Source organism: Candidatus Cloacimonadaceae bacterium (genome assembly GCA_030693415.1).
In the GTDB taxonomy this organism is placed as follows: Bacteria; Cloacimonadota; Cloacimonadia; order Cloacimonadales; family Cloacimonadaceae; genus JAUYAR01.
Genome location: JAUYAR010000112.1, coordinates 15,485 through 41,493, shown reverse-complemented (window position 1 = coordinate 41,493; position 26,009 = coordinate 15,485). Strand labels below are relative to the sequence as shown.

Annotated in this window: 23 protein-coding genes; 1 reads left to right on the top strand and 22 read right to left on the bottom strand. The window is 49.3% G+C overall.

All coding sequences use genetic code 11. The features are described 5' to 3' along the window. From Q8M98_07010 to Q8M98_06905, 22 genes are all read right to left on the bottom strand, one after another. Positions 1–185, bottom strand: a 185-nt coding sequence (locus tag Q8M98_07010) for a hypothetical protein (GenBank protein MDP3114510.1), incomplete at its 3' end; no start/stop codon positions are given. A gap of 548 nt (positions 186–733) precedes the next feature. After that, positions 734–2,947 carry a carboxypeptidase regulatory-like domain-containing protein gene (locus Q8M98_07005; protein MDP3114509.1) on the bottom strand — a complete coding sequence of 738 codons (2,214 nt, stop codon included), beginning with the start codon at positions 2,945–2,947 and terminating at the stop codon, positions 734–736. A gap of 634 nt (positions 2,948–3,581) precedes the next feature. Further along, entirely contained in the window at positions 3,582–4,007 is a 426-nt protein-coding gene (locus tag Q8M98_07000; GenBank protein ID MDP3114508.1) for a GNAT family N-acetyltransferase, read from the bottom strand. A 1-nt stretch (position 4,008) separates the two neighbouring features. After that, positions 4,009–4,947, bottom strand: a complete 939-nt coding sequence (locus Q8M98_06995; protein ID MDP3114507.1) for a DUF4340 domain-containing protein — start codon at positions 4,945–4,947, stop codon at positions 4,009–4,011. Next, on the bottom strand, positions 4,944–6,506 hold the full coding sequence (locus tag Q8M98_06990; GenBank protein MDP3114506.1) for a Gldg family protein: 1,563 nt from the start codon (positions 6,504–6,506) through the stop codon (positions 4,944–4,946). Before Q8M98_06990 ends, Q8M98_06995 begins: the two co-directional genes overlap by 4 nt. A 1-nt stretch (position 6,507) precedes the next feature. After that, complete coding sequence (locus Q8M98_06985; GenBank protein MDP3114505.1) at positions 6,508–7,230, bottom strand: ABC transporter permease subunit; 723 nt, start codon at positions 7,228–7,230, stop codon at positions 6,508–6,510. After that, entirely contained in the window at positions 7,227–8,252 is a 1,026-nt protein-coding gene (locus tag Q8M98_06980) for an ATP-binding cassette domain-containing protein (protein ID MDP3114504.1), read from the bottom strand. The genes Q8M98_06985 and Q8M98_06980 overlap by 4 nt, the downstream gene beginning before the upstream one ends. A 65-nt stretch (positions 8,253–8,317) precedes the next feature. Next, on the bottom strand, positions 8,318–9,484 hold the full coding sequence (locus Q8M98_06975; GenBank protein ID MDP3114503.1) for an efflux RND transporter periplasmic adaptor subunit: 1,167 nt from the start codon (positions 9,482–9,484) through the stop codon (positions 8,318–8,320). 96 nt (positions 9,485–9,580) lie between these two features. After that, positions 9,581–10,921 (bottom strand): oligosaccharide flippase family protein, encoded by a 1,341-nt coding sequence (locus tag Q8M98_06970; GenBank protein MDP3114502.1) that lies wholly within the window; start codon positions 10,919–10,921, stop codon positions 9,581–9,583. Positions 10,922–10,955: 34 nt separating this feature from the next. After that, positions 10,956–11,771: an orotidine-5'-phosphate decarboxylase gene (gene pyrF, locus Q8M98_06965; protein ID MDP3114501.1), complete on the bottom strand. Its 816-nt coding sequence runs from the start codon at positions 11,769–11,771 to the stop codon at positions 10,956–10,958. Then, on the bottom strand, positions 11,737–12,273 hold the full coding sequence (gene pyrR / locus Q8M98_06960; GenBank protein MDP3114500.1) for a bifunctional pyr operon transcriptional regulator/uracil phosphoribosyltransferase PyrR: 537 nt from the start codon (positions 12,271–12,273) through the stop codon (positions 11,737–11,739). The genes pyrF and pyrR overlap by 35 nt, the downstream gene beginning before the upstream one ends. An 11-nt stretch (positions 12,274–12,284) precedes the next feature. Then, a complete protein-coding gene (locus Q8M98_06955) occupies positions 12,285–14,267 on the bottom strand; it encodes a pyruvate carboxylase subunit B (GenBank protein ID MDP3114499.1) in 1,983 nt (660 codons plus the stop codon). A gap of 15 nt (positions 14,268–14,282) precedes the next feature. Beyond that, the gene (locus Q8M98_06950; GenBank protein ID MDP3114498.1) at positions 14,283–14,468 is read right to left on the bottom strand and encodes a hypothetical protein; all 186 of its coding nucleotides are present in this window, start codon (positions 14,466–14,468) and stop codon (positions 14,283–14,285) included. An 11-nt stretch (positions 14,469–14,479) separates the two neighbouring features. Further along, positions 14,480–16,033: a carboxyl transferase domain-containing protein gene (locus Q8M98_06945; GenBank protein ID MDP3114497.1), complete on the bottom strand. Its 1,554-nt coding sequence runs from the start codon at positions 16,031–16,033 to the stop codon at positions 14,480–14,482. 171 nt (positions 16,034–16,204) lie between these two features. Further along, positions 16,205–16,798: a hypothetical protein gene (locus tag Q8M98_06940; GenBank protein ID MDP3114496.1), complete on the bottom strand. Its 594-nt coding sequence runs from the start codon at positions 16,796–16,798 to the stop codon at positions 16,205–16,207. Positions 16,799–16,951: 153 nt separating this feature from the next. After that, a complete protein-coding gene (locus Q8M98_06935) occupies positions 16,952–18,112 on the bottom strand; it encodes a FlgD immunoglobulin-like domain containing protein (GenBank protein ID MDP3114495.1) in 1,161 nt (386 codons plus the stop codon). A gap of 49 nt (positions 18,113–18,161) precedes the next feature. Beyond that, on the bottom strand, positions 18,162–18,566 hold the full coding sequence (locus Q8M98_06930) for a DUF2341 domain-containing protein (GenBank protein ID MDP3114494.1): 405 nt from the start codon (positions 18,564–18,566) through the stop codon (positions 18,162–18,164). Positions 18,567–18,973: 407 nt separating this feature from the next. After that, the gene (locus Q8M98_06925; GenBank protein MDP3114493.1) at positions 18,974–21,796 is read right to left on the bottom strand and encodes an insulinase family protein; all 2,823 of its coding nucleotides are present in this window, start codon (positions 21,794–21,796) and stop codon (positions 18,974–18,976) included. Positions 21,797–21,912: 116 nt separating this feature from the next. Then, positions 21,913–22,533, bottom strand: coding sequence for a hypothetical protein (locus Q8M98_06920; protein ID MDP3114492.1), 621 nt, complete (start codon positions 22,531–22,533; stop codon positions 21,913–21,915). Positions 22,534–22,801: 268 nt separating this feature from the next. Further along, the gene (locus Q8M98_06915; GenBank protein ID MDP3114491.1) at positions 22,802–23,272 is read right to left on the bottom strand and encodes an EcoRI family type II restriction endonuclease; all 471 of its coding nucleotides are present in this window, start codon (positions 23,270–23,272) and stop codon (positions 22,802–22,804) included. Between the two features lie 105 nt (positions 23,273–23,377). Next, the gene (locus Q8M98_06910) at positions 23,378–23,506 is read right to left on the bottom strand and encodes a hypothetical protein (GenBank protein ID MDP3114490.1); all 129 of its coding nucleotides are present in this window, start codon (positions 23,504–23,506) and stop codon (positions 23,378–23,380) included. Then, positions 23,506–24,654 (bottom strand): DNA adenine methylase, encoded by a 1,149-nt coding sequence (locus tag Q8M98_06905; GenBank protein ID MDP3114489.1) that lies wholly within the window; start codon positions 24,652–24,654, stop codon positions 23,506–23,508. Before Q8M98_06905 ends, Q8M98_06910 begins: the two co-directional genes overlap by 1 nt. Before the next feature lie 171 nt (positions 24,655–24,825). Here Q8M98_06905 and Q8M98_06900 point away from each other — a divergent pair, with 171 nt between their 5' ends. Continuing rightward, a complete protein-coding gene (locus Q8M98_06900) occupies positions 24,826–25,974 on the top strand; it encodes a THUMP domain-containing protein (protein MDP3114488.1) in 1,149 nt (382 codons plus the stop codon). Positions 25,975–26,009 lie beyond the last annotated feature (35 nt).

The window sequence follows — 26,009 nt, the reverse complement described above, 5'->3', positions numbered from 1 at the left end:
GCAATGCGATGATTCAATAACGAACTGATAATCTTCTGCTCATCTCTGCTGATATCCAGAGAGCCTAAATACAATATGACAAAACTGCGCGATCCTTTCTCGATCTTTCTAGACTCGACTAACTGGTAGTAAGTATATACCTTACCGTTACTTGGGTTCGTTGAAACTTTCTTTCTTAAAAACATGACGTCAGGTTATTGAGAGCCAAATATATGTCAAGATTTATTATGGTTGCCGTTTTGGTTATTTTTTGCTGTTTTTGGGAAGCGCGCTGTCTATTTATCAATGACTTACGAGCACAAAATTGCAAATTTGACCAATTTCGTGCGAAACTTGGGTTGGGATAATGCCGTGATGTTGCTCTATCTGCAAGAACTGCAAAAGACCGTTGCACATAGCCGTATCACTGGTTTTAGCCGGTGCGAAGTATACGCTTTGGCTCATTGACATTGAACATATTCACAAAGCCCCGCAGCCAAGATAATTGCCGGATGAATCCGGCAAGACGACCGGCTGAAGCCAGTGCTACCCATTATTCAACAGTCTCTGCGAGTATATAGGAAGAACTATATATGGTGGATGCCCTCCTCCGAGGGCATGACAGTAACTGATTTGCGCTTAGTTCGGATTTCTTCAACAGTCTCCGGACACTGTCTCAAGTCTATAAAAAAAACAAAGCCTTCCGGATCCGGAAGGCTTTGTGGGTTATCGTAATATCCACATTAGTGGAGTATCAGTCCTTTTGCGGAAGATTCAGAAGCAAATCTCCATCGGTGACCATGCCTTTTGTGACGCCGCTGGGGCTGCTCTCGTTAGTCATCATGTTTTTGGGTATGATCTGGTTATCATAGAGTTCAAAGACAGTCCAGAGCGTGCCGATGGTGTTTGAGGGCACATAGAAGGTCTGCACCAGGTTGCTGCCAAAATAGACGCGTACTGTGGCGTTGCTGTTGCTTAATGCATAACTCGTGGTGCTATAGCGGTTTGAGTAGTCATGCACGCTATAGCGGTAGAGTCCGCCGGTCTGGTTATAGATGGTGATGGTTTCCGGTCCGAAGGAGCTGGTATCGTCATAATCGAGGCTTGCATAGACAATGTCTCCGTAATAGAAGTCATCATCTCCATAATAGACGTGGAACCGTCCGCCAGCGGGGTTGGGACCGGTGAGATGGGAATCCAGATCAGAGGGAGAGCTGCCCCAGGTGAGGACAACCCGGATCTCTGAAGCATCGAGGATCGGAGTGATGACTCCGTTCTGCCCGTTCAGTGTCTGTCCACCAATGCAGTAGATGCTGAAAAAGGTAGTCACAAACTCCGCCTTGTTAGCTTCAACGGTATAGTGACCGGTAGTGAGAGTACTGATGGTATATGCACCGTCTGATCCCGTCTCGGTGGTTTGGATCACGGATCCGCTCTGGGTGTTCATACCGGCTCTGAACTTCAGAGTGACGGCAGGAACGATGTTTCCGTTGAGGGCGTTATAGACATATCCGTTCACGACACCGGTGCCGGTATAGCTTGCATCGATCTGCATAATCGTCTGCAGGACGGTGTTTTGGCTGCCCTGAATGGTGACGTTGTAATAGTTCACGGAGTGATATCCGGTCTTTTCAAAGAGGACGCGATAGTCCGATCCTGAATTTACGAGGATGGAAAACTCGCCGGAGGAATTGGTCGTACCATTTGCTTTGAGCGTGTTATTCAGATAGACTTTGACGGAGACTCCCTCCAGCCCCTGGTTGAGAATGGCGTCCTTGACCTGTCCCACGAGGTAGCCCTGAATCGGATTAGCGGCTTGTTTGACGAGGAAGCGGGTATTAAATAACTCCCATGGACCCAGGCGGGTGAACAGATTGTCGATTACCGTGATGTTGATACCGGCTTGGCCAAAGAATCCTGCCCATAGCTGCCACCAGTTTTGCACCGCGGGGTTGACGATCATTTCACCAAAGGCGCCTACGCTGATGGAAGGACCGACGATGCCATATAACATGACAGACATCTCCGGTTTGAGCGAGGCTTTGTAGCTCACGTTGAAGGCAAGCGGATCGGTGATGTTTGAGGTGGCGCTTTCCGTAATGGCTTGCACCGGAGTCCATTGCTGGTTTTTATAGAGCATTCCGGCGGAGCAAGAGTTTGTGTATTGATAGCCGATATTGAGGGTCGCAGTGGCATTTCCGGCAAGGTTGATCTTCACATCCAGCACGGGAGTGAGCACCACCGGGAAAACGCCAAAAAAGACGATGAAGGGTTGAAATGACTGTGAAAAGATAGTGACTTCCTGATTGACGTTGAAGAAACTGACGCTGTTTGAGACCGCGGCGTTGACCTGGAAGGTCTGATCTGCCGTGAACCGCATCTGCTTGAGCTGGTTGTTTTGGATCTGAATATATCCTTTGAGGGTGATATCCAGATCGGCGGTTCCGGAAAAGACCACCTGGTCGTTGGTTGTGCCCGCGTTTCCATCAGCGTCATAAAGAACAGTGTCGATCTCAAACTGGAAATTGCCGCGAGCGCCCTCCGTCAGTTTTACACCCGGGATGGCGGCTTGGGTGGATTTTAGTTTCGAAGGATTCAAGACATGGTTGAATCCGACGTATCCGGATTGCAGCGCTTGGGTGAGTGCTGCCGAAACAGTGGTGACGGAAACATTCTGCTGGTTCACGTTCACTTGAGTGACGCGGCGTAGAAATCCATTCGGAAATTGAGTTGTGGGTTTGCTGACAATGATGTTTCCTATGATCAGGGCTTGGGTCACAGGAACGGATGGCAGGATGATGACCCCCCATCCCCCATCTTGACATTGCCCGGAAACGGCATCGCTGAGAATGATGGTGGTTTCTTTTACGACGTTGGGTGTGTCCTCCGGTTTTGTGGTTTTTTCGCAGGACGTAAAGAGAAAGGCTGCTACGATAAACAGCACGGCAAAGTATGCCAACTTCTTCATAATGAACTCCTTTACTTACTTTATTGCATCATAAGCGTGCAGATTACAATGTCCGCTATAAATGTCAAGAAAATTATCGGCGGGGGAGTTCAACGCTATAACCTGCGCTGGATATTGATGATGGAGACGGTTCAACTATTCCTTCATTAAACCTGATCAGTTTGCTTGCTAAATAAGCGAAGTTTCAGCTAAATTGAGGCGTTAATATGGAATTACCGACGTCCCCGTCGGTTCGTGCGCGGCAGCTTGAAAATGAAGGGCTTGGAGCTGGCATCTCAGCATCTTCCATATCCGTAATTCTGGTTTTAACCCAATATAAGCCCTTTATCATCAGCGGGTAGCGATATATCTTACGTAGGGCTTATATTAAAGTCAAAACTGAAAACGAAAGCGCAAAACGGCAGGCGAAAAGCCATAGCAGAATGCAAAAGCAAAAACTGAAAGCGTTGTAATGTTTGATAGATTTTCCCCTTCGCAGGATCGGCATCCTGCGCTACAGCGAAAACAACAACCGGTAATAGTAAAGACCACTATTTCTTGATGAAACCTACAAATGCAGGAAAGTGTCGTGGGAGATTTCGAGCAGTCTCGATTTTGGAGACTGATAAGCGTCTGTTTATATTGAGCTTGATCCCTAAACCCGGCGGATGATCATCGTGATATATCCCTCCAGATCTTCAAAACCGAGGTTTTGATAGAGATGCCGGGCGGCGGCATTGTCCTTGTGGACTTCGAGTTTTGCCTGATAGCCAAGATCTTTGGCGATGGCAAGCGCCTCCTGCAGTAGCGATTTGCCTACTCCCCTGTTCTGGAGAGCGGGCAAAACCGCCATGTGATGGATATAGAGCCTGCGAAAATCGTGGCTCAGCCAGATTGTTCCGATGACGTCATCGCCTATTTCAGCAAGCAACAGCAAGCCGCCGTGGTCGAGATTGTCCTGGATTGCAGCAAAGCTATCCGCGCGGTCGGGATTGCCGATCCCGGTTTCATGCCAAATATGGGTTATCCGTTCAAATACTGCCTGCGTAAGCTTTTGACAGCGAATAACCTTGGCTTCCACGTCACTGAAGTTCCTGTCCCCATTCGAGAATGCGAAATATCGCGGCATTGCGGATAAAGCGATGGATGGTGTCGAAGGACATCACATAATAGATGCTTTCATCACCGTCCAGCATCATCAGATATTCCTCGCCGGATTTGATGAAGGTGAGGCGGCGGGTGCTTTTGTCCGTGAGGGTTAGCGTCACGTCGCCTTCGGGATTTTCCAGCAGAGCTTTGAAGCGATCGGTATCCTTGTCATGGTATGTATAGGCGTCAAGGCGTTCCAGGACGTTCAGTATCTTGCCCATGGCGGCATTGTATGCCGGGATTTTAAACTCCTCAAGCTTGTCTTTAAAGTGCCAGTCTTCGCCTTTCCTGGTGAGCACATAGCTGTTTTTCGGATGCTTGATCTCGATCTTGTCCAGTTTGTCAAAAGCGATGCTGAGCAGCGATGGCGAGCGCCAGGTTTTGAGCTGGGCATTGAACATCAGGCTGATGTTTTGGCGCACCTGATAGATCTTGCCGCTGCCCTGGAAACGGAAATAATCGTAGGGATTGCCGATATTGCCGAAATATACATGAGCGACGAGCTTGCCTCGTGTGTCTAGTACCTTTACCTGCAGCGCGTTATCTGCTTCGAGTTTGTATCTGGAAACAGCATCTGGATCCTCGCTCATCTCGGTGCGGGAATAGGTGGCGTTCAACACGGTGTTCCAAAAGTTATTGAGAGGGTCAGTATTCACGTCCCACTTGATGGGATCGGTGATTCTCCACTTTCCGTCAATGAGTTTCATCGTGATGGCATCCTCGGAATCCCTGATCTCGATGGAAGCGATCTTGAGTGAATCGGCATCGAAGATACGATAGTTTCTTTCGGTGGGGCTTTGCCGACGCAGCAGAAAAAAGGCGCCGATCAATACTGCGAGCACGATGAGCAGGAGAAGATTGCGCTTTTTCATCGTAAATCCCTTGCTCGGTGAATCAGAAACACGACCAAGCCCAGAACGATGAGCATCAGCGAGGGAAGGATGATGCCGATCAGTCTGAATGCGAGCTTGATGCTCTGTTCCGCAGCAGCCGGTTCGGCAGGCAGATCTTTGAGTTGACTCATATACAAGGGGATGCTGAGGATGCTGGTCTGCAAATTGCGGGAGCGGATCTTGATCATGGAATCGCGGTTCAGAAAGTGATCAATCGCGTTTAGAACGATGAAGCTGCGGTCCATGTATTCAGCTTTGTCGGGATCCATAAAGAGTTCGCGGTCGCTGAAGATGATGATTTCCGCTTTATCCGTTGCATTGATGTGGTCTTTTGCCCACAGCTCCGGGTTCTTGGAAAAATAGCTGGTCAGCTTGCCTTTGAAATGGGCGCCTACGGTTTTGGGAGGCTGGTTCAGAAAAGCTGCTCCTTGGGGTGCGAATATGATACTCTCCACTTCAAACACCGGTCCCAGCATAGTGCCTGAATTGGCTGAGGTCTGCAATATCTTTTCCATCTTGAGGTTGACGCTATCGAGCAACGCTATCTCCGATGCCAGATAGAGGACGATGTTGTCCATGTTCTTGGTAATTTTGGATTTATCACCTCCACGCACCACCGGATAGATGGGATATGGAATAGACTGACCCATGCCGCGCCCCCGGCGTTCGTCGCAAACGCGATCCAGCACCAGATTGGGATGGATGAGGATGCCATAGTGTTCCAAGAGCGAAAAGAGGTTGGAATCAAAGGTGAAGGCAGCGCGCTCATTGCTATCCACCCGATCCTGAAGCATGACGAGTTTTCCGCCGCGCATGAGAAATTGATCAAGGTTGTAAAGCCGTGTTTGCGAGAGCGATTCGGTGGTTCCGGTGAAGAGCATCACTTCCTTGTTCGAAGGAATGGAATCGAGCTCGGTGACGCGGGTGAGATAGTTTGCGTTCAGTTCACTACCGAAGATGCGCGTGGGATAGTATTTGTAGAGTGAATCCTGCGCCACGATTATCTCCGGAAGCAGGTTTCCGTCCAGGTGCTGGATGCGTTTGGTGATCTCGTATTCGAGCTTGGCTTCCATTCCTGGAAACAGTTGCAAGACCTCAAACTTTCCCATCAATTCAAAGACGACGCCAAAGATCACTTCCTTGGTGACGATCTGGTCGTTTTCATACATCTGATAGGCGATCGGTTGGACGCGGTTCTTCATCGCTTCTTCGCGAAGCTCATCCTGACTAACGGTTTTGACGTATTCATATTGAAACTTGCCACCACCGGCGCGTTTGTAATCGGCAAGGATGTCCTTCAGATACCGGTTCAGGTTTCCGAACCCGCCGGGTAGTTCTTTTGAGGCATAAATCTTGACGACCATGTTGTCTTTGAGGGACGAGACCGTTTCCCGACTGTGGGAACCGATCGAATATGCCTTGCCTTTGCTGATGTCGATGCGTAGATAGAGGTATGAGCCTACCACGAGGAGCATCACGACGATGGCGATCTTGATCAGATAGCCGCTGAGGATTTGTTTGCTTTGGATAGCTGCCATCTTACCGCTCCTGCATCATATTGTGGGATTGGAGGTTAAGCTCCGCAAGCAAGTTGAAGATGACCATCACTGCGGCAAAGAAAAGGATGTCCCGGCTGTCGATCACTCCTCGCAGAAAGTTCTGCAAGTGATAGTCAAAACCAAAGTATTCTACAAATCGGATCAGCCTGAAGGGCATAAAATCCGCTATGAAACGAATCAGATAAAACGCACTGGAGATCGCGAGGGCGATGATGAAAGAGAGCACTTGGTTGGCGGATATACTGCTGGCAAATATGCCGATGGAGATGTAGGCAGAGCCTGCAAGGATCAACCCGAAGTAGCCGCAAAAGACCGCTCCATAATCGATGCCATAACCGAACCAGGAGATCAGTCCCAGATAGACCAAAGTAAAGAACAGCACGGTTTTGAGCAGCATCACCGCTCCGAGAAACTTACCCCAGACGATGCCTCCCAGCCGGATCGGTAGGGTGGAGAGCAGCTCAAGAGTTCCATTGCTGCGTTCACGAGAGATCAAACCCATGGTGATCGCCGGAATATAGAAAAGCATGATGACGTGCATGATGCCAAAGACGCCGCGCAGTTCCGCAAGCCCGACCTTGAAGACCGTGCTAGAAAAATAGAGACCGGTGGCAACGAGAAAGAGCACAAACACGATGTAGGTGGTCACAGAGCGCAGCGCAAGCTGAAACTCCTTTCTGGCTATGGTGATGATCGTATTCATCGATCCTCCTCAGTATTTTCCGTGTCCGGCAGCTTGGTTTCTGCTGCAACTTCTTCACTCTCGTCAACTTCCTCAAACTCCGGCTCCTCTTCCTCGCTTTCCATGGTGAGGACGTGGAATATTTCCTCCAGGCTTTGCTTTTCGACATACATGGAAAGCAGATTCCAGCCTTGGGAAACAACGTAGGCGGAGAGTTCCCTGCGCAGATCAAGCTCCGCCGGAGTGAGAAACTCCAGCTTCGTAATTCCTTGCGCGGAAGTCTGTCCCGCAATCTCGACGTCTTCCTTGTCCGCAAGGAAAGCGCTGAAATCCGGTTCTTCCGCTTCGATCTCCAGATAGAGATGATTGAATGAACCCATGTAGGAGGAAAGATTGTCCTTGAGGTCGTCTATCACGATCTTTCCTTTGTTGATGATGATCACGCGGTCGCAGAGCGCTTGCACTTCCTGCATGATGTGGCTGGAGAGGATCACAGTTTTGTGGGTGCCGAGTTCGCGGATAAGTTCTCTGATCTCAATGATTTGATTGGGGTCGAGCCCGCTGGTCGGTTCATCCATAATGAGCACATCGGGATCGTGCAGGATCGCTTGTGCGAGCCCGGTGCGTTGTCTGAAACCCTTGGAAAGCGTGCCAATGCTTTGTTTCACGACGGTCGTAAGCCCGCATTTCTGGATCACATACTGCATTCTTTGGGATAGCTCCACGGAGTTCATACTGCGCAGCTTGCCAATATAGCCAAGAAACTCTCCCACAGTCATTTCGTTGTAAAGTGGATTGTGTTCAGCGAGATAACCGATGCGGGCACTGGTAGCCATCGGATTTTCAAAAATGCTGCGCCCATCCAGCTCGATAATACCTTGCGTGGGTTGAAGATAGCCAACCATCATACGCATCGTGGTGGTCTTTCCGGCACCGTTTGGACCGAGGAAACCCACGATCTCGCCGGTTCCCACTGCAAAGCTGATGCCATTCACCGCGCGCAGTGATCCAAAATCGCGGATTAAGTTTTTGATCTCTATCATCAAATCTCCTGTGTTTCGATGGATTATTTTATATTATTGATTATCAATGTCTTCCATGCAGGTGCTCAGCGTGCCATGATCTGCACGTTTGGCTTCGTCTGCGGCTCGGTGAGGGAGATTTTGTCCCCTTCTTTGAGCCCCGAGACCACTTCCACCATCTGCATGTCATTGGCGCCGAGCTTGACCGGAGTCGCAAGCGGCGTGGCGCTTTGCGTCTTGGTTTTGGGGTCTTTTTCTCCCGCTTTGGCAGTGCTTCCAGTCATCATATAGACGATGTCTTGATTCTTGTCGTCGCTGAAGACCGCACGTATTGGGATGATCAGCACGTCCTCGCGGGAATCTCCAATGATGTTGACTGCTGCCGTCATACCGGGTTTGACCTTTTCTCCTCCGGCGTTGATGCTGATTTCCACGGGGAAGACCTTGGCATTGTTTTCAGTGATGGCGGATGGGGCGATCTTGATGATTCTGCCCTCAAAACTCTCGTAGGGAAGGGCGTCCAGCTTGATCTTCGCCTCTTGATGGAGGGTAAATTTGGCGATGTCCACTTCGTTGATATTGCTCTTGACGATCATCCTGGTCAGATCGGCGATCTTCATCAACACAGTGCCCTCGCCATAGGTGTTGATGCTGGATTGAACCATCTCGCCTACGTTGATCTTGCGCTCGATCACCATACCCGCGGCGGTGGCAAACACATACGTAACTTTTCCGGGAACATCGAGCTCGCGAATCATTTCATACTGTGAGGCGGCTTGTTCAAAATCGATCTTCGCGGCTTTGAGTTCATTTTCCGCGTTGTTATATTCCTGCTGGGGTATATATTGCTTGCTCAAGAGTATCGTCTTGTCCGCCATATCTTTGCGGGCATTGGCGAGGCGAATCTCCGCTTTTTGAAGCTGCGCCTTGGTGTTGAAGAGCGTGTTTGCCTGAGTATAATCCGGTTCGATATCGGCAATCTTTTGTCCCATTGAAACATAGTCGTTTTCACCGACATAGAATTTGACGATCTTGCCGGAGACCTTACTCTTGATCGAAACCACGGTCTGGGGCTGCACTTCTCCCGTGATCTCGATCTGCGAAAGGATCTGACCACGGGCGACTGTGTGGGTCTGGGATTCATCGTCCAAAGCGGCGACCTTTGGTCCCGCTTTGGAACACTGGCGTCCAAGCGTACCGAGAACGATGATTCCGACCGCTATGCCGATCACGATTTTCCACTTTTTTTGCATATAAGCTCTTCCTTGGCTAATAATATTTCACTTCTGCGCACTTCATTTAGGCATGGGGATCGTGTCAACAAAAAACGCCCGCCAACGAAACCTTGCCTATTTATCTCCCCTCTTGTTGCGGAGCGGATATGGCAGGCTTTCCCGCAGCATCCGCGCCACATCGCCGATGTCCCTAAGGAGAGGGACAAGATGCGGCAACATCCTGCCTTTGGATAGTATCTGTTCATACAGCAGAATAAGCAAAAACCACAATACATAGGCGATGCTGGTGGCGAGCGCGGCGCCTTTGATACCGAATGTGGGGATGAAAACGAGGTTCAAGCCGATGTTTAAAAGTAGCGCTAACAGCGGTAAAATCACGCTGACCAAAGGGAAACCCTTGCTCCAAAGATAGGTATTGAACAGCGATCCGAATGCCAGACCGAAGGTTGCCGGTATCAACCAAAGAAAGACTCCGTAAACGGGAACGAATTCGACGCCATACATCAAGCCCAACAATGGTTTGCCCAACAAGACAAAGCCGAGATTGGCAACGGTGAGGAAGGCGAAAAAGGCGATGAAGACCTTTTTCAGGATCTGCCAGCGCTGGATATCGTCGTCGATGTCGGATAGTTTTACCAGCAGCAAGCCCCCAACCAGGTTTGCCGCCATTTGCAGCATCTCCACAATGTTCGCCGCCACGGCATAGATGCCCAGCTCTTTAAAATCCAGAAAACGCTTGATCAAAACGATGTCAAAACGGATCAGGAGCGTGATAAACACCGAGGAAAGAAACACCCGAAAGCCCATGCCATAGCTTATGAGGATGAATTTGAGCTTGAATCCCTTCCAGAAACGGGTCAAAATCTCAGTGTGCGTATAGCCGATCACGGCGACGAACATGGCAAGGTTGTAGCAGACAAGCACATAGATCAAGCGATCGGAAGCGCGGAAAAGCAGCCAGCCGATCAGCACCAAAACTAACATGGATAAGCTGTTGGCAATTTGATAGAGCGAATTTTGCCTGATCTTGTCCATGCCCAGATAATACATCTGCATGTGCAATGAGAGCTTGGTGAGCGAGATCGCTCCCGCAATCAACACCACGATCGAGGGGGTAAAATCAAACTTGAGCACGGCGCTGAAAAACGGTATGAAAGCCAAACCCAGCACGGAGATGAATATGTATTCGGAGACAAACTGCAATATCGACCAGGTGAAGAGCATGCCCTTGCGCTCTGCTTGTTTGCGGATCAAATAGGGATAGGTCTTGTGAATGCCAAAATCCAGCAGCAGCCAGGCGAAACTGCTGATCGTGATCAGATAGCTGTATTGCCCTTTGAGTTCCACGCCCAGAAAGCGGGTGGATATCCATCCGGTCAGAAATGAGACAAACATCACGATGATGCGGAAATATCCGCTCACCATGATGTTTTTTCTCAAGTTTATCTGACCCATGAGCGTCTCATCGATATATGAAGAGCCTTGGGGATCAGCGCAGCGCGGCAAGGATCAGGTTTTTTAGTTTGATCGTCTCCGCCTTGGCGGTTTCGGCAAAGTTAGGCGAGGAATCCTTGAAAATGATGCCTCTCGATGAATTGATCAGGACATTGGGTTGTTCTTTGGATGCGATCGCAAACTGCATCACGGCATCAAGGTCTCCGCCCTGAGCGCCGATTCCGGGGATGAGAAAGATGCGATCCGGCATCAATTCCCGCATGCGTTTCAGCTCTCCAGTCTGCGTGGCTCCCACCACCGCTCCGATGCGATCACTGGGAAAGTCTTTGATCCAACCACCGATCTCCTCCGCCATGCAAGCGCACTTGAAAAACTCAAATGCCGAGGGATTGGAGGTGAGCGCCAGCACGAAGGCAAAGCCGTTTTCCCTTTCCAGCAAAGGCGTGAGGACGTCACTGCCCATGAGCGGATTGGTGGTGATGGCATCGATTCCCAGTTTATCGAAAAAAGCGCTGACATAGCCCTGCATGGTGGATCCGATATCCCCAACCTTGCAATCCAGGATCACTGGAATCTCTTTGGGGATGTGCTCCACTGTTTTGTAAAGTGCATCCAGACCGCGCACTCCGTCGCTGAGATAAAACGCCAGATTGGGTTTGTAGCAACAAGCGGCTTCCGCGGTGGCATCGATGATCTGGCGGTTAAACTCCCAGATCGGGTTTTCGGATTTCAGGACGCAACCAGGCAGCTTCGAGATCTCGGAATCGAGCCCGACGCAGACTAACGAACCGGTTTGCAGCCAACGCGCTTGATATTTATGCCAGAAGGATCTTGACGGAATCTGTTCCATCGGTCTCCTCAAATTCCACCTTGATGATCTCTTCCTTGGAGGTGGGAACGTTTTTGCCCACGTAATCCGCCTTGATCGGCAATTCGCGATGGCCGCGATCGATCAAAACCGCTAATTGGATCTGTTTTGGTCTTCCGAAATCCATCAATGCGTCGATGGCGGCACGCACCGTTCTACCGGTAAATAGCACATCGTCAACGAGGATGATGACGGCGTCTTCGATGTCAAAATCCAGCGAGGAACCTTTGATCACGGGCTGATGCGAGATCGTGGAAAGATCATCGCGGTATAGGGTAATGTCCAAAATCCCCACGGGAATCTCCTGATTCTCGATCAGACGTAGATATTCCGAAAGTCTTTGTGCCAAAGGAACTCCACGGGAACGGATGCCGACGAGGCGAATCTTGCCAAGCCCGCGGTTTTGTTCGATGATCTCATGCGCCATGCGATGGATGCTGCGCTCCATTTGGGATTTGTCCATGATCTGACTTTTGGTTTGCATGATATACTCCATTAGTCCTTTTTGATCACGATCAGCGCGTCGCCCTTGCCAACGCTGTCTCCGGATGAGAAAGGCGTGGCGGTGACGGTGCCTTTGATCGGACTGGGGATGTTGTTATACATCTTCATGGCTTCCAAAACGAGCAGGGTCTGCCCTACTTCGACGTGGTCGCCCACTTTTTTATCGTATTTGACAAACATGCCGGGCATGGGAGCCGGGATGGGAGTTCCGCCCTCTGTTGCAATCGCGGGAGCGGCTTTGGGGCTTGCCTTTTCCGGCACGAGAGCAGATTTTATAGGGGTGGGTGTTTCAACTGCGGGACGCGGAGTTGGAGTGGAATTGATGACTCTCGGTGGGGCGCCTTTTTCGGAAACTTCCACCAGATAATAATCGTTATCGATAAAGACGTCGAACTGACGCAGATCATCTGGTTTCGCGGGTGTGTCCTTGGCGGGTTTTTCCATCAGTAAGCCAGCTCTTGCTTTGCGGCAAAGCTCTTCTTCAGCTTTGACCTGTTCAATGGTTTTGGCTTTCATATCCTCCGGCATCGGATCAATACCATATTTGATTTTGAGATATTTCTTGCCGGTGAGGTTATATATTGCCACGATAAGCTGGTCGTCGAGGCTCCTAGCCAAGCCTTCGGTTTCGGCTTTGACTTTTTCCATGCCGGGCTCGATCACGTCTCCGGGGCGCACCGTGATAGGCGTTTCTCCGCGAGGATAATCCTGCAGTGCTTTCTTTTGCACTTCCGGATCGATGGGCAGAGTGGTCTTGCCATACAGACCATAGCAAAGATCCTTGACCTGTTCGGTGATGCGGGCATATTCGCCGTCCTTGGTATCAAAGAGAGCGTTGTTGACTGCCTGGATGCCGACGATCTGACTGGTGGGCGTCACAAGTGGTATCTGTCCCAGTTCTTTACGAACCTTGGGGATCTCCGCGAAGACGTCGTCCAGTTTGTCCAAAGCATCCATCTGACGAAGCTGGTTGACGAGGTTGGAAAGCATTCCGCCTGGGGTCTGATGGATGATGACGTCGGAATCGATGATGCTAAATTTGGTGTTATCAGCGAATTCCAGATATTTGGGGATGTCTTTTTCCATTTCCTTGCCGATCTTGTTCAGCAGTTTGATATCAAATCCGGTATCACGGTTTGTGCCCAAAAGCGAGATAACGAGAGGCTCCACGGCACTATGCGAGGTGCGATAGGCATAGGGACCGACGCAGGTATCGATGATATCAACGCCCGCTTCGATGGCTTTGAAAAGTGCCAAATCGCCCATTCCGCTGGTGAAATGAGTGTGCAGATGAATGGGGATTTTGACGGTTTCTTTCAACGCCCGGACAAGATTGTAAGCGTCGTATGGAGCCACGAGCCCTGCCATATCTTTGATGCAGATCGTGTCCGCGCCCATCTCTTCGAGCTGTTTGGCTTTGTGCAGGAAGTACTCCGTGTTGTAAGTTTCTCCGCCGAGGCGTTGTTCGGTGAGCGAATAGCAGATCGTGCCTTGGAAATGTTTGGCGTTTTTCTTGATGATCTTGACGGCGGTGATGAAGTTACGAAAATCGTTAAGGGCGTCGAAAACGCGGAAGATATCGATGCCGTTGTCGCAACTGCACTGGACGAAAGCTTCCACGATGTCATCGGCATAATTCTGATAACCCACGAGGTTTTGTCCGCGGAGGAGCATCGAAAAAGGAGTCTTGGTGATGTGCTTTTTCAGAGTGCGGATGCGCTCCCAGGGGTCTTCGCCGAGGTAGCGGTGCATGGTGTCGAATGTGGCCCCCCCCCATACTTCCATGGAGTAGAAACCCACGCTGTCCATGAGTTTCGCCACGCGAAGCATGTCTTCGGTTCTGCCGCGGGTGGCAAAGAGCGATTGGTGCCCGTCTCGAAAGCTCACGTCTTGAATTTTTATGGGATTGGCTGCTTGGGGACGGTCGGCTTCATAGCGCATGGCGCTCATTTCAAGGATGCCGTGTTTGTCCATAAACTTATGTCTCCTTTATCTGCTTCTTTTTATTAATCTGCGTTGAACGATGTCCCGATATTGCATCGTATATTGTCTGCCGGAGGCTTCCCAGGGGTTGGGAACTTCCGCGGGGATGCGGGGAACGAAGGTGTGGCGGGCTTCGGAATTGATCATCGCCATCACTGCGGAGAGGGCGGCAAGCTCTTTTTTGTCCTTCATGGCACTAATCTCTATGTGGGGATATTTCCGTGTTTTTTGGGAGGAAGAGATTCACTCTTGGTGCAAAGGATCTCGAGGGCGTCGATGAGGCGTTTGCGCGTTTCGGAAGGACGGATCACGGCATCGACATAGCCTCGGGAAGCAGCCGCATAAGGATTATTGAATTGCTCTTCATAGATGGCGATCATTTCCGCGCGCTTGGCTACCTTGTCTTCCGCTTCGGCTATTTCCTTGCGAAATATGATGTTGGCTGCGCCCTGGGCACCCATGACAGCGATCTCGGAACCTGGCCAGGCAAAAACCATGTCCGCGCCCAAGTGTCTGCTGCTCATGGCAATATATGATCCGCCATAGTTTTTACGGGTGACCACCGTGAGCTTTGGTACCGTGGCTTCGGAATAGCACCACAGCAGTTTGGCGCCGTGACGGATGATGCCGTTCCATTCCTGCTCTGTGCCTGGCAAATAACCAGGCACGTCCACAAGGGTCAGGAGCGGGATGTTGAAAGCATCGCAAAATCGGATGAAACGGGTGGCTTTGTCCGAAGCATCGATATCGAGACAGCCGGCAAGCACGGTCGGCTGGTTGGCAACGATGCCCACTACGCGTCCATTCAAGCGTGAAAAGCCGATGATCAAGTTTTGGGCATAATACTCATGCGGCTCGAAAAACAATCCGCCGTCCGCTAGGCTGTGGATGATGTCGCGCATGTCATAACTGATCTTGGGGCTGTCCGGTATGATCTCATCAAGTTCGGGGCAAAGGCGCCAGGGATCGTCACCGGACATTACTCGGGGAGGGTCCTCCATGTTGTTCGAGGGCAAAAAGCTCAAAAGGCTTTTGATCCGGGAGATGGCATCCGCGTCGCTTTCACAGGCAAAATGGGCATTTCCGCTTTTGCTGTTGTGGGACATCGCGCCGCCAAGCTCTTCCTGGGTGGTTTCCTCACCGGTGACCGCACGGATAACATCTGGTCCTGTGATAAACATAAAGCTGGTGTTTTTGACCATGAAGACAAAATCGTTCATGGCAGGTGAATAAACCGCTCCACCGGCACAGGGTCCCATAATCGCGGTGATCTGTGGGATCACTCCGCTGGCGCGGGAATTGCGGAAAAAGATATCTCCGTAGCCTTTGAGAGCATCGACACCTTCCTGGATTCGGGCTCCTCCGGAATCGTTGATCCCCACGATCGGCACTCCGCTTTTGAGAGCCATGTCCATGACCTTGCAAATCTTGGCAGCGTGCATTTCACCGAGACTGCCGCCGCGGGAAGTGAAATCCTGAGAAAAGGCAAAGACCGGGCGTCCGTTGATCATGCCGTGTCCGGTGATCACTCCATCCGATGGGATATCGATCTTCTCCATGCCAAAATTGTCGCAGCGATGCTGCACAAACATATCCAGCTCGCGGAAAGTCCCGGGATCGAAGAGCAGGTCAAGGCGTTCGCGGGCGGTCAGTTTGCCGCCTTGTTTTTGTTTCTCGATCGCTTTGTCTCCACCCATCTTCAGGATCTTTTGTTCTTTGTCCAAGAGCTTTTGGATCGCGTCCTTAGTCGAAAGCATATCTATATCTCCCTTGTCATCTGTGTATTTTTGCTGAATTTGCAAATCCTGCCCGGGTGAGCCGGATTCACATAGTAATCCAGTTTCCTACATGCCCGATTTTCGTCAATAAAAAAGCCGGAGATGCAGGAAATTACGTCTCCAGACATGATAAATTCGTATGATATCAGCTTACTCCACGACTACCCGGAGCGCGCTTTCGTTCACCATCATCCCCTCACCGACCATCACGACGCCTCGGAAAAGTTCGCTGAGATCGACGATGCGGCTATGCAGCCACCAGTTCGCGCGGGCTTCCTGGTTGCTCATAGGTGAACGGTAATTTCCATATTGATCGAACCTATCAAGGAAGATTACCTTCCTGCCGATTACAAGATCGGCACGGGTGGCTTTGCGGGTTCTCACCCAGTGTCTTGTCCAGATCGATTGCCCGTCCATACCTCTCAGAAATTGCCCTTGATTATCAGTGTCGGGGCTGGGTTCCCGGGTCATCTTGGCTATGGCGGAATAGATCCAGGCATGTCCATCGAGGGTGTTGTCCATGATAAAGAAGTCATCAATTTGGAGGAAGTGATTGTCCGCATTGACCGTAGCGGCGGGGTTGGCGACCGTGGGAGTAGTGCTTGCCACCATTACAATATCCCGTGTGCTGGGACGGAGCATAAAATTCGGCACGCATGCTGCAAGCATCATAGCCAATGCAAAGACAGTAAGCAATACCATACTAAAGGCTTGCACTCTCGACACATCATGTATTTCTTTCATTTTGTACCTCCAATTATTGTAGTAGCGCAAATATGAAAGTATCTTTAGTACATCTTGGAGCGATGTGGAAAACCGTCAATGATTTTTCTCCCCAAGCAGAAAAAAGCCCGACCGATCAGGCCGGGCTATGCTATTCTATTAGTTTTCCGTGTATTATTTCACCATTGCGGCTTTGCGGCTGAAGACGTTTTTGCCGACAGTCAAGCGAATAAGATATATTCCTGTGGGGCAGTCGGAACCGGATGCATCCACACCGTTCCAGACGACACTGAATCGTCCGCGATCTTTGTTACCTTCGTTGTACGTGCGCACGAGCTGTCCGCGGGAGTTGTAGATGTGGACGTTCACTGCGGAAGGGCTTGAAACATTGTAAGAGATCATGGCACTGGGATTGAAGGGATTGGGATAGATCGCCTCGATGCCGGAGAACAATGGCAGATCGGGAACCGAGCCACCGTTGTTGCCGTCAGTCAAGGTGCATAAGACAGGACCATGAAAGGCATCATTGCCGTTGAAATCGATGTTTTGCAGCCAATAATACCACATACCGGGAGTGACCTCGTTGTCCTCATATTGATAGGAGGTTTGGCTGGAAGTGTTGGTTGCCGTGATCAGTGGGCTCACACGAAAAGCAGTGCCGATGTCATTGATCGTATTGCGGTAGATATAGAAGCCCATCACATCGGTCTCAGATTGCGTCACCCAATGCAGAACGATATAGTTCTGAGCGTGGGGCACGGCTGTGAAAGAGGTGAGTTCGACGGGGACGGTAAACTCGACAGTCCAGTTTCCGCGCGTGAGTTCAGATCCGGCAAATTTGCGCACCGCCGCCCAATCATAATCTGAATATGATCCATAGTGATTTTGCAGCGATATTTGACCGGCGGATGTGTACTGTGAATCGGTAGTAGTCCTCCTCAGGATACCATCCCGGTAAAGCTTCAGAAAATCCGTGCCAGTGCCATAAACAGTGGTGGTTCCCCTATACCAAACATTTGCGGCGGGAACAACACCGTCAGCCAAGGAACCCGGAATAAAAGCCCAGGCCGTGTATGGGGGTTTCAGAACACTCTGACCTTCCCCCGTTCTTTGGTCGCTACGAACCTTGTATCCGGTATTTGCTGCGAAATTGCCACGAACGCTCAACTCACTGATTGCATTCGAGGAAACTCGATAGCGATATTCCACTGCGTTGTTTAAAAAACCCGCATAGGTTGCAGAAGAACCAAGCACAGTGTGACCGTAGGGAGCGGAAATTACTCCACCACCGCACCTGAGGTATGAATCACCTTCGATGCGAGGATAAACGCCCACTATTTTGTGTCTGGTCCATTTGGTGAGAGTTCCGTCTGTTCGTTCAAAATCATCGAAGAAAATATAAGGTGTTGTCCCCATTGGAAGTGGTGGTAGCCGTCGGGTTGCCATACTTGATTGTAAGCGTGACGGCACCCAAGCTCAAGTTGCCGGCGAGCTTTACCCAAAAAACTGCCACAGAGCTGGTTGTCATGGATTCCATCCAATAATTCAGTGGTGTGATGCCCTCAAAGAAACGGACATCACCAAAATCTGTGCGGCCGTTGCTATTCAAATAGACATTCTCACCGATGCTGGAGCCAGCTCCATAATGGGCGATGACCCGCACCTGATAGTCGGTGCCGGCATTCGCCAATTGGCTGATCACCTGATCTTTTGAATACCACCACGCTGCGTAGCTACTCGAAACGATTCCGAGCATTAGAATAAATATGATAATTGACTTGAGTTTCATGATTTCCTCCTGTAAACTCCTTTTGTTATTTGTCTTACACTCTATACCTTTGTATAATTTACTATTCTAATTACAGGATAACCAACCCCCGTGATCTTGTCAAGCAGAAACTTCACTTTTTTTACTTTTTTTTTTCTGAAACGTCCATTTGTATGTGAGTCAGACAGTTATCAAAGTCTCCACAGGCTGTCCGCACATCTTGAATACGATGTTTATAAACCACGGTGACTGCAAAGTGCATAGTAGCGTTTTCAACAATCTATCCCATTACCGACCAGGATTCTATAGTTTGTATAAGTCCACAGCCAACCAACGCTACGCTCCGCAACCGTCTCCACGGTCACCAAACCCCCAATTCCTCCCCGATCACAAATCAAGTAGATCAGGTTCATCACGTCATCAGTGTTCTATTCACTTTTTTGCTCCGGCAGCATGATCATGGTCAGTCTATTTTTATCAAAGCTCAAATAGCGGTTTGCCGCCTGAACGATCGTCGCTTTGTCGAGCTTGGCATAGAGAGCCGGCAAATTGAGAAAACCATCGAGTGGGCGCTTTCTCCAGAGGTTGGTTTGCATCGAATAGAGCCAGTAGTTATTGGTGCGGATGCGTTCTTCATAGCTCTTTTGCAAGGTGGCGCGGGCAGCGGCTACATATTTGTCGTCAAAGGCGCCGGCACGGATGCTGTCCATGGTGGCAAAGATGGCAAGGTTGAGCTCCTCCACCCGTTCCGGCGAGCAAGCCATCACGGTCTGTAGCGTGTAAAAAGGCTTTGGATATATGTCCAAACCGTTCCAAGCTTGGATGAAATAGACTCCGCTGCGCAGTTCGCGGATGTTTTCGCGCAGCTTTTCATTCAGCACATAGACGAGCGCGCTCATGCTTACACTGTTCTCATCCGAGAAACGAAAATCCCCGCTAATGAAATGCGATACAAAGCTGCGGTCGCTCTCTCCCTTGTAAAAGACGATTTCCTTATGACCCTTGACGGTGCGCATGCCGACGTCTTTGTAGCGTTCCATTCTCCCCTTTGCGGGAAGGGTGGCGACGTAGGTTTTCAGGTAGTCTTTGAGCAGTGCTTCATCATAATTTCCCACCACAAAGAAAGTAAAATCAGAAAAATCGGCATAGCGCTCTGTAAACATACCGCGCATTTGTTCCAGCGTGATCTGATCAATATCCTCCGCCGTGGTCGATTTCCTGTAGGGATGATAGTTGTAGGACGCGGCATTGAGTTCGTTGAAAAACACGTTTTCCGGGTTCAGCATGCGATCCTGATATCTCGAACGGTTGCGTTGGACAAAGGAATTGAAGCTTTTTTGTTCAAACCGCGGATTGACGCCATATTGATGCAGCATCTGAAACATCAGTTCCAGATCCTGCGGAGAGCAGCTTGCGTTGAAACCTTCCGAATTCAGTCCCAGGGAGAGCGATATGTCCGCAACCTTTCCGGCAAGAGCTTTGCTAAGCGAGACGGAATCAAAATTGCCGAAACCGCCTTCCATTACATAGTCGGAAAGCATTTGCCCAGCCGCAATCTCGGATTCTGGTTGTTGGGAATAGCCACCGGGGCTGATGGCTGTGAGCAACACTTCGTCGTTTTTGAAATTGGTCTTTTTGGCATAGACGACGATGCCGTTGGAGAGTGTCCATCTTGAAACTCCGCTGCGGCGAATGAGCGTTTCGGATTTGATCTTTCCGGGCGTGGGTATCTGTGCAATGATCGGTTCGTCCACAATCTGATCGGCATATTCCGCAGTCTCCGACCCGGAAACGGAATTGACGATCGCCAGGAGTTCCGCCTCCGTGGGATAGACGGCGCTTTTCTTATCCGGCGCGGCGAGCGAGACAAACATGTTTTTATCCGAGATCAGTTGCGCGGCGACGGCGTTCACTTCTTCCAAAGTGATCGAATCCAGCAGGCTTTTGATCAGGGTTTCCTCCTGTTCGGGACTGAGCGCTGCATATCCATGCGCGAGCGTGCCAAAGAGACTCCAGGTCATATCGTCTGATTCCCGGGTTTTCTTTTCTGCAACAGCTTGCACGGCAGCACGGAGTGTCTTGATCTTGGCACGGTCAAATTCGCTTTGCACAAAGCCCCGGCGTTCGATTCTATCCGCTTCGGCGAGGATCGTTCTCAGCGCCGCTTCAGTTTTTCCCTCGGTCACTACTGCAAAAACCGTGGCGGCGGAAAGCGTGCGGATCAGCGGTTCATCATAGGAATAGGCAAAGGAAAAAGGCGGATCGGCACTCTTGCTATGCTCTTCCAGACGGGTGTTGAACATGCTGTAATAGAGGTTGCTGCGCAGCTTATCATGATAATCCCCAAAAGACTGCATCGGTTCCACGGGTTTTTTCCACATCACGTTCAGGATCGTCATCGGAAATTCGCGATCCGCGGTCACAACGATCTGCGGGGCAATATTTTCCTCAGCGAAAAAGTGTTCCAGGGGACGGGGATTTTCCCGTGCCGGAATCTTGCCAAAGTATTCCTGCACCAGTGCCAGCATCGCAGAGGGATCAAAATCTCCAATGATCACGACGCTTTGGTTGTCCGGACGATACCAATCCCGGTAATAGCGTTTCAAAGTATCATGATCAAAGGTGCTGAGCACCTCATAGGTGCCGATGGGTGAGCGTTCAGCATAGCGCGAACCGGCAAAGCGAACTGCGTTTTGTGCGTTGCTGATGCGGCTTTGAGCGCTTTGCCCAAGGCGCCATTCCTCGATGATGACTCCGCGTTCGCGTTCGATCTCCACGGGTTCGAAACTCACTTGATGCGCCATGTCGGAGAGGATCAGCATGCCCTTGCGCATTTTTTCCAGGTCATCTGTCGGCAGCTTGAACATATAGACGGTGAAATCATAGCTGGTCATCCCGTTCAGCCCGCTGTGATAGCCCATGCCGATGGAGCTGAGATAATCCACCATCTCGCTTTTGGCAAAGTTTTTCGTGCCGTTGAAAGCCATGTGTTCGGTGAAATGTGCCAAGCCGAGCTGATCGGAATCTTCGTTCACGGAGCCGGCATTGACGAAGAGACGCAGTTCCGCGCGGTTTTTTGGATTGCCGTTTGCCATGATGTAATAGGTCAGTCCGTTTGTTAGCTTTCCGGACATAAGCTCCGGATCCCTTGGCAGAGGGATCGATCTGTTCTCATTGGGAATGATCGCCGTGAGAGTTGTCAGCATCAAGCCAAACAGCATCAACAATGTGAAAAGCCTTTTCCTGTTCATTTTCTTTCTTGCTCCTATGATTTTCTAATTGTATTTATAACATACTGTATATTTATGCACTTGCCAGAGAGGAAGAGCGATGGCTCCCCCGGATCTGAACAAAGCTCATTTTTGCCCTATTGAGGATCGGTCAACGTAATCAAAAACTGCTGGTCTTTGAGCAGGATCGTGCTCTCTCCGCCATATTGATAGGTGTTTCCATCCGCCAATTGCAAGCTCACATAATAATAGAAATTGCTGTTTGCCGTGGCATAATTCACCCTCAGAAACTGAAATTCTCCGGGTGCGATATTTTGCAAAGTGGCAATGTGCGATGCGGAGATGAAATTGTGCCGGTAGATCAAGGCGGAGACGATGTTTTGGGTGCTGGCATTGACGATCTTGATGCAGGCGCGGTTTGGTGCGAGATAGGCGTTGGTGGTCTTTCCGACGGCAATTTTAACCCATGTGCTGTCTGTCCAGACACCCTCGATACCGTCCTCCAGACTGTAAGTTTCGCCTATTATACGCACGGGGACAGTTTCCTCGACCGTGCCGGTGAAGAAGCTCTGGTTTCCAGTTTCAAGGTCAAAAAGGTGCTCGGAATCGCTTGGGATGGTCACTTCGGGAAAATCCCCCACTCTAACATAAACCGGATATGAAGTCTGGTTGACGACCCGGAATTTACCTCCGGATTCGCAAGCGCTCAACACGATCACTGCGAGCAGCAACGCAGTATAATAAAAGAACTTGGACATAATATCCTCCCTTCAATATCCTTTCGGTCAAGCTTTACCGATAGATACTCATGTCAAGCACAATCTGTGCCAAATCGGTCTATCTTGCGGGTTATGTTTGATTTAGTTCTTTGGAACCCAATGCTGCTCAGGAGCACTGCATACCAAGGACAGCGTCCAAATTCAGTTCTTGTCAAGTCCTAATATAGTTGACACTAGGTTGCCAAAAAGAATCCCAGACACATTAGGTGTTTTTCAAAAAAACCGGTAGCATGAAGATGTTCTTGCTCTATTGGGTGACAAAGTTCTCCTGTTTATATTTGGAAAAGTAATACAATATGCTCCTGTCTGCAATATCAAACATGATATTGTACATTTCGGTCTCTGACCATTTTTCCTTGCGGAAGAAAAAGCTGCCACGATTAACCTGCTGGCTTGCGCCTTCATTATGTAATCTTACAACATTTAACTCTGAAAACATGGCAATTGTAACTACTCGATCAATAATGCTGCAACCATCGGCAAAATCACAACCATAACCAAAGCAGACAAAAGGGAATATCGACTCAAACATCACCGCTGTTTTGAAACCAATCACATTTTTCCCTAATCTTTCAACTGCATTTCCATGAGCCTGTTTTTTCAATCCTTCCTCAGCCCGCAAATCATTAGTTCCCTGATTTTTGGCTTCCGATATCAATATGGGGTAACTCTTATCATCGTTATCTTTGATAAACACAATACCACCATCTGGTTTCATGTTTGAGGAGTCAAATTTATTGTACCATTCAACTTCCGGATATCTCTCTCTTAATACAGCAACTATGTCTCGTAAATACCAATTATTGGAGTGAACAATGCGAATCTAATATTTGTCCCGCAGATCGGTTAATACTCTTTCTAAAGCCTTGGTTAGGTCTGTCTCTTGCTTCTTGGATGTCGTGTTGATTACAGTGCTCTCTCTGGTTTTTCTGAGTCTGTGCTTATCGCTCATTATTTCTCCAATAAGTATAAATACTCTTTCACATGCTTTTCCCTATTATGAAGGTTTCTGCAGCCGCGAAAGGTATTGTATTTTGTTTCTAAAACCGTAAGTTTGCCGATACCATTCAGCAATTCTGTCATCATATCCAGACTGATAAAACCTTCCGAGTTAAATGAAATCAGTATGTACTTCGCCCGGACATCCTCGATCAATTGTCTAAATGCAGCAAATGAGCTCCGTTTTTTGTTGTAAAGAGATTTATTCCAGGTGTTAGGAATGCCGGACACCTTGCTAACCTCTTGTGGTTCTTTATAATCTACAATCAGATTAAGCATAAAGTAATTTGACCCATAAGGATGTTGATTATAGGGTGGATCAATATAGGCTAAATCGACCTCCTCGAGTTCATTGATTATCTTGTTAGAATCTTCTTGAAAAACCAGATAATCACATTCAAAGTTGCTTAGTACGGGTTTTTTCAGTTCAATATTACCCAATATCCTCTTCAGAGCGTCCTGATTAGTGCCGCCAAACTGGCCTACTCCTGTCTCAGAATCCTTGTAGAATCCTTTAAAGACTCCAGATGTATTGCTGTGAACTGACGCATCTGCCAAGAGTGGAGCTAATAAAAACTTCTTCATTTCTGGTGGAACATCCTCTATGTATGAACGCACGGTGTCAATATACATGGCATTTCTATTTGTGTAAAATACTCTGTCGGAAGCTACTATCATTTTATCATCTTGGGGTGAATATAGCTTTCTTATCAACCCCTCTCGTAAGCCATGTTCTTCAATGTTCCATTTTATCTCCCGAAAAATACTGTCGTAAAGAAGAGAATTAAAGTCAGCATTATTGGTAAGGTAGCACTCATTGATTACATAAGAGTATTTCTCCAGGTCACTAACATACATCATGCTGGAAAATTGTTTCAGAAACCTAGCAACTATACCAGACCCAGAAAAGACATCAAATGTTCTCAACTTCTTTTTATTCAGCCTGTTCTGAACCATGGCAACCCCTTGACCGATAAACCCGAGCAAACTCCTTTTGTTACCGATATAGGTAAGGAGTTGGGTTGATAAGTATAGTGGATTTTCTTCTATATCATAATCATGATCAGGTGTTGGTATGAATAAATCTAATTGAGATTGCACAATTACTCCTTTAATAATTCATTCAATTGACGATCACAGTCTTGACAGCAAAGGCATTTGTCAAGGTATTTTTGGTTTTTCAATAATGAACCGGTGCTGAAATGAGACAGGTATTCAGGTTTGGCAGCGAAATCTCTTGACAGATAGCCGCTTTTCCTGATCCTGCCGGTCATGGAAAACTACGAGTATCAAAAACATCAAAAGTATTTCGCGCAGGTCGCGGGAACTTTGGAAAAGCATGCCGCGCAGGAGCTTGGCGAGTTGGGCGCGGAAGTCCTCGGCGAAGTCCCGCGGGGCGTCCGTTTTCAGTGCGATTCCGAGACTCTCTATCGCGTGCTATATTGTTCGAGGCTGGCGCAGAGGGTGTTAGCTCCATTGATCAGCTTCAACTGTCATAGCGATAAGTATTTATATAAGCTGGCACGGGAACGGATCGATTGGACGGGGCTTTTTGACCTGAGCCAAAAGTTTGCCATCGAAAGCAACGTAAGCGCCAGCCAGATAAAGCATTCGCTCTATGCCGGACAGATCCTCAAAGACGCGATCTGTGACAGCTTCAGAGACAAGTTTCAGGCGCGTCCGGATTTTTCTTCCTCCGCGCCGGACATCCTTTTCAACCTCCATATCCACGAGAACTTTGCCAATATCTACCTCGACCTCGCGGGGATCAGCATGCACAAACGCGGCTATCGAAAAGCCGCCGCCGACGCCCCTTTGCAGGAAACCTTGGCGGCAGGATTGATCAGACTTTCCGGTTGGAACGGCGAAAAACCGCTGCTTGACCCCATGTGCGGCTCCGGAACGATCCTTTGCGAAGCCTTGATGCACCTGTGCAAAATCCCCGCCGCCTATCTGAGAGGCGAGGGAGCGCTGCGGTTTTTGCCGCATTTTGACCCTCTTTTGTGGCAAAAAGTGAAACGTGAGGCGGACGGCGCCATCCAAATCCCCGAAACGGGGATGATCAAAGGATCAGACATCGACGAAATCAACATCGAAATCGCGAGGGAAAACCTGAATTCCCTGCCCCACGGACGGTTGGTGGAATTGCGCCAAAGCCCTTTCCAATCCTTGCCGGAACATCCAAATCACGTGATTATCACCAATCCGCCCTATGGCGTGCGCATCGGAGAAACGAAATCCATCGGCTTGCTCTATAACGAATTGGGGGATTTTCTCAAACAAAAATGCCCTCACAGCGAAGCCTATGTCCTCTGCGGAAACGCTACGTTAGTTAGCGAGTTGCGCCTGCGCGCCCACTGGAAAAAGAACCTAAAAAACGGAGATATCACCACCAAATTTGCCAAGATCGTGATCAAATAGCGGCTCAGATCAGATCAAAGCCCATCTCTGTTTTC

What these genes read in the sequence shown, in the direction of transcription:
- Q8M98_06945 (MDP3114497.1), bottom strand. Translation starts at nt 16,033, where the DNA reads ATGCTTTCGACTAAGGACGCGATCCAAAAGCTCTTGGACAAAGAACAA.
- Q8M98_06915 (MDP3114491.1), bottom strand. Translation starts at nt 23,272, where the DNA reads ATGAAACCAGATGGTGGTATTGTGTTTATCAAAGATAACGATGATAAG.
- Q8M98_06930 (MDP3114494.1), bottom strand. Translation starts at nt 18,566, where the DNA reads ATGAAACTCAAGTCAATTATCATATTTATTCTAATGCTCGGAATCGTT.
- pyrR (MDP3114500.1), bottom strand. Translation starts at nt 12,273, where the DNA reads ATGCAAACCAAAAGTCAGATCATGGACAAATCCCAAATGGAGCGCAGC.
- Q8M98_06995 (MDP3114507.1), bottom strand. Translation starts at nt 4,947, where the DNA reads ATGAAAAAGCGCAATCTTCTCCTGCTCATCGTGCTCGCAGTATTGATC.
- Q8M98_06950 (MDP3114498.1), bottom strand. Translation starts at nt 14,468, where the DNA reads ATGAAGGACAAAAAAGAGCTTGCCGCCCTCTCCGCAGTGATGGCGATG.
- Q8M98_06925 (MDP3114493.1), bottom strand. Translation starts at nt 21,796, where the DNA reads ATGAACAGGAAAAGGCTTTTCACATTGTTGATGCTGTTTGGCTTGATG.
- Q8M98_06900 (MDP3114488.1), top strand. Translation starts at nt 24,826, where the DNA reads ATGGAAAACTACGAGTATCAAAAACATCAAAAGTATTTCGCGCAGGTC.
- Q8M98_06975 (MDP3114503.1), bottom strand. Translation starts at nt 9,484, where the DNA reads ATGCAAAAAAAGTGGAAAATCGTGATCGGCATAGCGGTCGGAATCATC.
- Q8M98_06940 (MDP3114496.1), bottom strand. Translation starts at nt 16,798, where the DNA reads ATGAAAGAAATACATGATGTGTCGAGAGTGCAAGCCTTTAGTATGGTA.
- Q8M98_07005 (MDP3114509.1), bottom strand. Translation starts at nt 2,947, where the DNA reads ATGAAGAAGTTGGCATACTTTGCCGTGCTGTTTATCGTAGCAGCCTTT.
- Q8M98_06970 (MDP3114502.1), bottom strand. Translation starts at nt 10,921, where the DNA reads ATGGGTCAGATAAACTTGAGAAAAAACATCATGGTGAGCGGATATTTC.
- Q8M98_06985 (MDP3114505.1), bottom strand. Translation starts at nt 7,230, where the DNA reads ATGAATACGATCATCACCATAGCCAGAAAGGAGTTTCAGCTTGCGCTG.
- Q8M98_06980 (MDP3114504.1), bottom strand. Translation starts at nt 8,252, where the DNA reads ATGATAGAGATCAAAAACTTAATCCGCGATTTTGGATCACTGCGCGCG.
- Q8M98_06990 (MDP3114506.1), bottom strand. Translation starts at nt 6,506, where the DNA reads ATGGCAGCTATCCAAAGCAAACAAATCCTCAGCGGCTATCTGATCAAG.
- pyrF (MDP3114501.1), bottom strand. Translation starts at nt 11,771, where the DNA reads ATGGAACAGATTCCGTCAAGATCCTTCTGGCATAAATATCAAGCGCGT.
- Q8M98_06910 (MDP3114490.1), bottom strand. Translation starts at nt 23,506, where the DNA reads ATGAGCGATAAGCACAGACTCAGAAAAACCAGAGAGAGCACTGTAATC.
- Q8M98_06955 (MDP3114499.1), bottom strand. Translation starts at nt 14,267, where the DNA reads ATGGACAAACACGGCATCCTTGAAATGAGCGCCATGCGCTATGAAGCC.
- Q8M98_06920 (MDP3114492.1), bottom strand. Translation starts at nt 22,533, where the DNA reads ATGTCCAAGTTCTTTTATTATACTGCGTTGCTGCTCGCAGTGATCGTG.